The organism is Streptomyces bobili (assembly GCF_002154575.1).
GTDB lineage: Bacteria > Actinomycetota > Actinomycetes > Streptomycetales > Streptomycetaceae > Streptomyces > Streptomyces bobili.
Window position 1 is genome coordinate 1 of record NZ_MUBA01000553.1, and the last position, 7,450, is coordinate 7,450.

General features: G+C 70.3%; 5 protein-coding genes and 1 tRNA gene. 4 read left to right on the top strand and 2 right to left on the bottom strand.

Going from position 1 to position 7,450, the window contains the following annotated elements; translation table 11 throughout:
- The coding region (locus BZL64_RS33325; RefSeq protein WP_086772835.1) for an SAM-dependent methyltransferase at window positions 1-925 on the top strand (925 nt) is incomplete at its 5' end.
- Window positions 926-990: 65 nt separating this feature from the next.
- On the opposite strand, the gene BZL64_RS33330 is transcribed toward BZL64_RS33325, so the two are convergent.
- On the bottom strand, window positions 991-3,519 hold the full coding sequence (locus BZL64_RS33330) for an ABC transporter permease (protein ID WP_086772836.1): 2,529 nt from the start codon (window positions 3,517-3,519) through the stop codon (window positions 991-993).
- Between the two features lie 86 nt (window positions 3,520-3,605).
- Window positions 3,606-4,376, bottom strand: coding sequence for an ABC transporter ATP-binding protein (locus tag BZL64_RS33335; RefSeq protein WP_086772837.1), 771 nt, complete (start codon window positions 4,374-4,376; stop codon window positions 3,606-3,608).
- Between the two features lie 393 nt (window positions 4,377-4,769).
- Between BZL64_RS33335 and BZL64_RS33340 the strand changes: the two genes are divergently transcribed.
- From BZL64_RS33340 to BZL64_RS33350, 3 genes are all read left to right on the top strand, one after another.
- Window positions 4,770-4,852 (top strand) — tRNA-Leu (locus BZL64_RS33340).
- Window positions 4,853-5,083: 231 nt separating this feature from the next.
- Window positions 5,084-6,259 (top strand): 4-hydroxybenzoate 3-monooxygenase, encoded by a 1,176-nt coding sequence (locus BZL64_RS33345; RefSeq protein ID WP_086772838.1) that lies wholly within the window; start codon window positions 5,084-5,086, stop codon window positions 6,257-6,259.
- A gap of 250 nt (window positions 6,260-6,509) precedes the next feature.
- Entirely contained in the window at window positions 6,510-7,421 is a 912-nt protein-coding gene (locus tag BZL64_RS33350; RefSeq protein WP_086772839.1) for a Bax inhibitor-1/YccA family protein, read from the top strand.
- Window positions 7,422-7,450: the final 29 nt, after the last annotated feature.

Genomic DNA, 7,450 nt, shown 5'->3' on the forward strand with positions numbered 1-7,450 from the left:
CGCCCCGCCCCGCGAGGAGGTCAGGCGCACCACCTACCTGAACACCCGCCGCACCGACCGGCGGGCGATCAGCCACCACTACGACGTCGGCAACGACTTCTACGAGATCGTCCTCGGCCCGTCCATGGTGTACTCCTGCGCCTACTGGGAGTCCGCCGACAGCACTCTTGAGGACGCCCAGCGCGACAAGCTCGAACTCGTCTGCCGCAAGCTGGGGCTGACGCCGGGGCAGCGGCTCCTGGACGTGGGGTGCGGCTGGGGCTCGATGGCGATCCACGCCGCCCGCGAGCACGGGGTGAGCGTCGTCGGCATCACCCTCTCCCAGGAGCAGGCGGCGTACGCCCGCAAGCGCGTCGCGGACGCCGGTCTCACCGACCGGGTGGAGATCCGCGTCCAGGACTACCGGGACGTCGCGGACGGGCCGTACGACGCGATCTCCTCCATCGGCATGGCCGAGCACGTCGGCGCCGACAAGTACCTGGAGTACGCCGGCGTCCTGCACGCCCTCCTCAAGCCGGGCGGCCGGCTGCTGAACCATCAGATCGCGCGCCGCCCCCATCACGACGAAACCGCCTACGAGGTCGACGGGTTCATCGACGCCTACGTCTTCCCGGACGGCGAACTCGCCCCGCTCGGCTCCACCGTCACCCAGCTCGAACGGGCCGGCTTCGAGGTGCGTGACGTGGAGTCGATCCGTGAGCACTACGCCCTCACCCTGCGCCGCTGGGTGGCCCGGCTGGAGGACGACTGGCGCCGGGCGGTGCGGCTGACCAGTGCGGGCCGGGCCCGTGTCTGGCGCCTCTACATGGCGGCCTCCGCGCTCGCCTTCGAACAGCAGCGCATCGGCGTCAACCAGGTCCTGGCCGTCCGCCCCCCGCCCTCCGGCGCCTCCGGCCTGCCGCTGCGCTCGCGCACCTGGAACTGAGCCGGCCGGCAGACGGCGAAGGGGCCCCGTCGACGTGCTCGACGGGGCCCCTGACGCGCCTTCTCCTACTCGGACTTGATGGCGGCCAGTACGTTCAGCCCGGCCGCCCGCCGGGCCGGCCAGAGTGCCGCGAGGACACCCACCGCCGCGGCCAGCGCCAGGAACGCGGCCATCCGGGCCCACGGCAGGACGAGTTCGTACGTCGGCATCGACGTGCCGATCAGCTCACCGGCCGCCCAGCCGAAGAACACGCCGAGCCCGATGCCGAGCACCCCGCCGAAGAGCGCGATGACCAGCGACTCCAGTCGCACCATCCGCTTCACCGCCCGCCGGTCCAGCCCGATGGCCCGCAGCATGCCGATCTCCTGCGAGCGCTCGAACACCGACATCGCCAGCGTGTTGATGACGCCGAGCACCGCGACGATCACGGCCATCGCGAGGAGGCCGTAGAGCATGTTCAGCATCAGCGTGAACATCTGCGCGATCTCGTCGGAGAGGTCCTGCTTGCTCTGGACCTTGATGGCCGGGTTGGCGCCGAGGGCCTTCTCCAGCCTGTCCTTCGTCGCGTCCGAGGCGCCGCCGGACGTCTTGACCATGACCTGCATGTCGGTCGGGTCGTCCTGGTGCGGGGCGAGGGCGGTGTTGTCCAGGATGATGCCCTGGATCATCTCGTTGCCCTGGTAGACCCCGGCGACCGTGAGCCGCTGCTTCTCGCCGTCCTCGTACGCCACCGTGAAGTCCGAACCGGCCTTCCAGCCGTGCGACGTGGCGGTGTCGTCGTCGACGACGACCTTGGTGCCGCCGACCTCGAAGGAGCCGCCGTCGAGCGTGAGGTCGGTCAGCTCGCGGATGGCGGAGCCGGTGACGCCGGTGACGTACTCGGTCTGTCCGTCGATGCGGGCGGGCGCGTTGCGCAGCGGGCTGGTGAGGGCCACGCCGTCGGTCGCCTCGAGCTTCTTCTCGACGTCCGGGGACAGCTCGTTGCCGTTCGCCATCGACACCACGTAGTCGGCCTTGATCGCCGTGGAGGCCATCTTGTCGATCGACTTCTGCAGGCTGCCCGCCATCACCGTCATGCCGGTGATCAGGGTGAGTCCGACCATCAGCGCGGAGGCCGTGGCGGCCGTGCGGCGCGGGTTGCGCACCGAGTTCTGCCGGGCGAGCTTGCCGGACACCCCGAAGATCCGCAGGACCGGCGAGGCCGCCGCGATCAGCGGGCGGGACAGCAGCGGGGTCAGCACGAACACGCCGATGACGAGCAGCGCCGCGCCGATCCCCATGGGGGCCTGGCCGTCCGAGCCGCTCATGGTGGTGGCCGCGAGGACCACCGCGACGCCCGCCCCCGAGAGCAGGGCGCCGATGGTGTTGCGCAGCACCAGCGACTTGGTGGACGCCGTGGCGTGCACGCTGCTCATCGCGGCGACCGGCGCGATCTTCGCGGCGCGGCGGCCGGGCAGCCAGGCCGCCAGCATGGTGATGACGACGCCGACGACGAGGGCGGTCGCGACCGTGCCGGGCGAGACGACCAGCGGGCCGTCGGGGACGGTCGCACCCAGGGAGCCCATCAGCGAGCGCATCCCGGCACCGATGCCGACGCCGGCGATCAGTCCGGTCAGACCGGCGACCGTACCGACCACGAACGCCTCGATCAGCACCGACCGGGTCACCTGACGGCGGGACGCGCCGACCGCGCGCAGCAGTGCCAGTTCCTTGGTGCGCTGGGCGACCAGCATGGTGAAGGTGTTGGCGATGATGAAGGTGCCGACGAAGAGGGCGATGCCGGCGAAGACCAGCAGGCCCTGCCTCAGCCCGCTGGTGGAGGCGGAGATCGCCTCGGCCTGGTCGTCGGCGAGCTGCTTGCCGGTGGTGGTCTCGACGAGGTCCTTGGGCAGGGCCTTGTCGAGGGCGGCCTTCAGGGCGGACTGCGAGGTGCCGGCTGCGGCCTTCACGTCGATCTCGTCGTACGTGCCGGTCTTGCCGAACAGCTGCTGGGCGGTGGCCGTGTCGAAGAGGGTGAGGCTGCCGCCCGCGGCGACGTTGCCGTCGTCGGTGGTGAAGATGCCGGTGATCTCCGGGCTGAGGACGGGGCCGTCGATGGAGAGACGTACGGTGTCGCCGACCTGGTAGCCGGCCCGCCGGGCGGTCTCGGAGTCGAGGGCGATCTGGCCGGGGCCCCGCGGCGCGGTGCCCTCCTTCAGGGTGTACCGGGGGTCCTTGTCGCCCCAGTAGTTGCCGCCCTGCGACTGGAAGCCGCCGCCGACGAGCTTGCCGTCCTTGTCGGCGATCGCGGTGAAGCCGCCGACCACGCCGATCACGGACCCGGCGCCGGGGACCTTGGCGCTCCGGTCGAGCAGGGCCTGGGTCAGCTCGGGCGTCTTGCCGATGCGGTCGCCCTCGTCGTCCTGGGACTCGGCCGTGACGGCGACGTCGACCTGGCCGAATCCCTTGGCAGAACTCTTCTGGAAGGCCTCGGAGATGGTGTTGGTGAAGACCAGGGTCCCCGACACGAAGGCCACGCCGAGCATCACGGCGAGCACGGTCATCAGGAGCCGGGCCTTGTGCGCGAGGACGTTGCGCAAGGCGGTACGGAACATGGGTTCTTTTCTTCTCAGTCGTGCCGGGGCGGCCGGGCTGTCGGTTCTGCCGGTGCGGGCTGTCGGTCAGGTCGTACCGACCGGGATCAGCTGGTGCGGCCCTTGGCGTCGAACTGCTTCATGCGGTCGAGGACGGACTCGGCGGTGGGGCCGTACACCTCGTCGACGATCCGGCCGTCCGCGAGGAACACGACCCGGTCCGCGTACGCCGCGGCCACCGGGTCGTGGGTCACCATGACGACCGTCTGGCCCAGCTCGCGCACGGAGTTGCGCAGGAAGCCGAGGACTTCGGCGCCCGACCGGGAGTCGAGGTTTCCGGTCGGCTCGTCGCCGAAGACGATGTCCGGCCGGGAGGCCAGGGCGCGGGCGACGGCGACGCGCTGCTGCTGGCCGCCGGAGAGCTGCGAGGGGCGGTGGCGCAGCCGGTCGGAGAGCCCGACCATCCGGATGACGTTGTCCAGCCACTCCTTGTCCGGCTTGCGGCCGGCGATGTCCATCGGGAGGGTGATGTTCTCCAGGGCGTTCAGGGTGGGCAGCAGGTTGAACGCCTGGAAGATGAACCCGATCTTGTCCCGGCGCAACTTGGTGAGCTGCTTGTCCTTCAGGGAGCCCAGTTCGGTGTCGCCGATGCGCACGGACCCGGAGGAGAAGGTGTCCAGCCCGGCCACGCAGTGCATCAGTGTGGACTTGCCGGAGCCGGAGGGGCCCATGATCGCGGTGAACTCGGCCTGCCGGAAGTCGACGGAGACCCGGTCGAGGGCGACCACCTGGGTCTCGCCCTGTCCGTAGATCTTCGAAAGATCCGTGGCACGTGCGGCCACGGCGGTGGTCCGGTCGGCGAGGGGCATGGTGGTCACGGAGGTGCTCCTGTCGGGACGACGGTGTGGTGCGTTTCGGGTTCCGTCACCATCGTCTCGGCCGCCCGGCGCCGTGTAGTCAGCCGCTGTTCCGGTTCCGGGGGCAGACTTCGGAGTGACCGCCGGCCGCCGTGTCATACCAGGGGATGACCCGCGTCCCTGAGGCGTCGTTTGTCGAGAACCGGTGGAGCACCCTCGTTCGGACGGTGAAATTCCGTCATTCCGTGTAGACCGGCCGAGGCCGCACATGAGGCTATTGGCATGTGCGGATGGCCAGTTCCGGGGCTGATGCCCCCTCAGGCCTCAATAAAATAAGACAACATGGGGCTGCCCGGCCCCTGTTGGCCCGACGCCTCCCGATAGGCTCGAACTTCGACGCGGAGCCCATGGCCTGCCCGGATGGTGGAATGCAGACACGGCGAGCTTAAACCTCGCTGCCCCTCGCGGGCGTACCGGTTCAAGTCCGGTTCCGGGCACCTCCCGTCTTGCGACGGTTCGTCGTTCGCCGGCCCGCACCGCTTCCCGTCCGACCCGTTGACACCTGTGGAACGCGCGCGCAGACTCACGTCCGACAAGAGTGAAGGAAACTTCACCACGCGAACAGTGCCCCACGAGCAGTGACACTGTGGACGCCGTGCGAACACCCTCTCCGAGCGTCACCGGAGAGGTCCCGCGTGGCAATGACGTCCGTCAGAAGGGAACGCCCGATGCGCACCACCGTCGGCATCATCGGCGCCGGCCCCGCCGGCCTCCTCCTCGCCCGCCTGCTGCACAAGGCCGGAATCGACTCCGTCGTCCTGGAGAGCCGCGACCGGGGCTACGTCGAACAGCGCCAACGCGCCGGGATCCTGGAGCAGGGCACGGCCGACGTCCTGCGCGCGGCCGGGGCCGGGGAGCGCCTGGACCGCGAGGGGCTGCGCCACGACGGCATCGAGCTGCGCTACGACCGCCGACGCCATCGCGTCGACTTCCCGGCCCTCACCGGCGGCCGGTCCGTCACGGTCTACGCCCAGACCGAGGTGTGCAAGGACCTCATCGCCCTCCAGCTGAAGGAGGGCGGCCCGCTGCTGTTCGAGGCGGAGGCGCTCGCCGTCGAGGGCGCCGCCACCGACCATCCCCGCGTGCGGTTCCGGCACGACGGGCGGGAGGACGTCCTCGACTGCGCGTACGTCGTCGGCTGCGACGGCTTCTGGGGGATCGCCCGTACCGCGATCCCCGCCGAACTGACCCGCGTCTTCGAGCGCACCTACCCCTTCGGCTGGCTCGGCATCCTCGCCGACGTGCCGCCCTCGCACGACGAGCTGGTCTACGCCCGCCACGACCGCGGCTTCGCCCTGCTGTCCATGCGCTCCCCGTCCGTCTCCCGTCTCTACCTCCAGGTGCCCGAGGGCACGGACGCCGAGGCCTGGAGCGACGACGAGATCTGGGCCGAGCTGGAGCGCCGCTTCGAGACCGACGACGACTGGACGCTGCGGCGCGGCCCGATCACCCAGAAGTCGGTCACCCCCATGCGCTCCTACGTCCACGAGCCCATGCGGCACGGTCGCCTCTTCCTCGCCGGTGACGCGGCTCACATCGTGCCGCCGACCGGCGCCAAGGGCCTCAACCTCGCCGTCGGCGACGTCGTCACCTTCGCCCGCGCCCTCGTCCACCAGCGGGAGACCGGGTCGGCGGAGCTGCTGGACGCCTACTCGCGGACCTGCCTGCGCCGGGTCTGGCAGGCCGAGCGGTTCTCCTACGACATGACGACCCTGCTGCACCGCGCCCCCGGCGCCACCCCCTTCGAGGAGCGCCTCCAGCTGGCCCGGCTGGAACGGATCGCCTCCTCGCGGGCCGCCGAGACCGATCTGGCCGAGGGCTACACGGGGTTCCCGTTCGGGTGACCCCCCGCGGGCGACGCGCGAAGCGGAAGTAGGGGCGGCGTCAGCGGGTGATCACCGGCCGGTCCCGGACGCGTACCGGGTTGGTCATGAATGAGGCCCGCCACCGCGGGGAATCAGGGATCGACGTAGCGTGTTGGCCAGGACGACAAGGGAAAGATCCTCCCCAAGCACTAGGGTCATTCCTTTGCCTACCTATTACTCTTGAGCGAAGGCCGCGCAGTGTGGCCACGTGTGGCCATGGAGGAGTGAAATGAGGAGCACAAACCCGGTCTTCTCGCGACGGGGGTTCAGCCGTGACAGCGGCTACGCGGGCTTCAACGCCGCGCCGCAGGCCGGGGGGCCCGCCGTCGGCACGCAGCAGGGCAACCCGTACGCGCAGGGTGGCCCGTCCGCCCAGCCCGCCGGCAACCCGTACGCGCAGAACCCGTACGCCCAGCAGGACGTCCGGCACGGCGCACCGCAGGCCCCGGTCACCACCGGCGGCGTCATGACCATGGACGACGTCGTCGCGCGCACCGCGACGACGCTCGGCACCGTGGTCGTCACCGCGGTGCTCTCCTGGCTGCTGCTGCCCGTCGACCAGGCGAACATCGGCAAGTCCTACGGCATCGCCATCGGCGCCGGACTGGTCGCGATGGTGCTGGCGCTCGTCCAGTCCTTCAAGCGTCGCCCGTCGCCCGCGCTGATCCTGTCGTACGCCGCCCTTGAGGGCGTCTTCCTCGGCGTGATCTCCAGCGCGGTGTCCACGTACATCTCGGACGGGGTCGTCGCCCAGGCCGTGCTCGGCACGATGGCGGTCTTCGCCGGTGTGCTCGTGGCGTACAAGGCGGGCTGGATCCGCGTCAACCGCCGCTTCTACGGCTTCGTGATGGCCGCCGCCCTCGGCTTCGTGCTGCTGATGGCGGTGAACCTGCTGTTCGCCGTCTTCGGCGGCGGTGACGGCCTCGGCTTCCGCAGCGGCGGCCTCGGCATCATGTTCGGAGTCATCGGCATCATCCTCGGTGCCTGCTTCCTCGCCCTGGACTTCAAGCAGGTCGAGGACGGCATCACCTACGGCGCCCCGCGCGAGGAGGCCTGGTTCGCCGCCTTCGGCCTCACCATGACCCTGGTGTGGATCTACATGGAGTTCCTGCGACTCCTGTCCATCCTCAACAGCGACTGACGCGAGCCGCCTCGGCACGATCGTGCCGA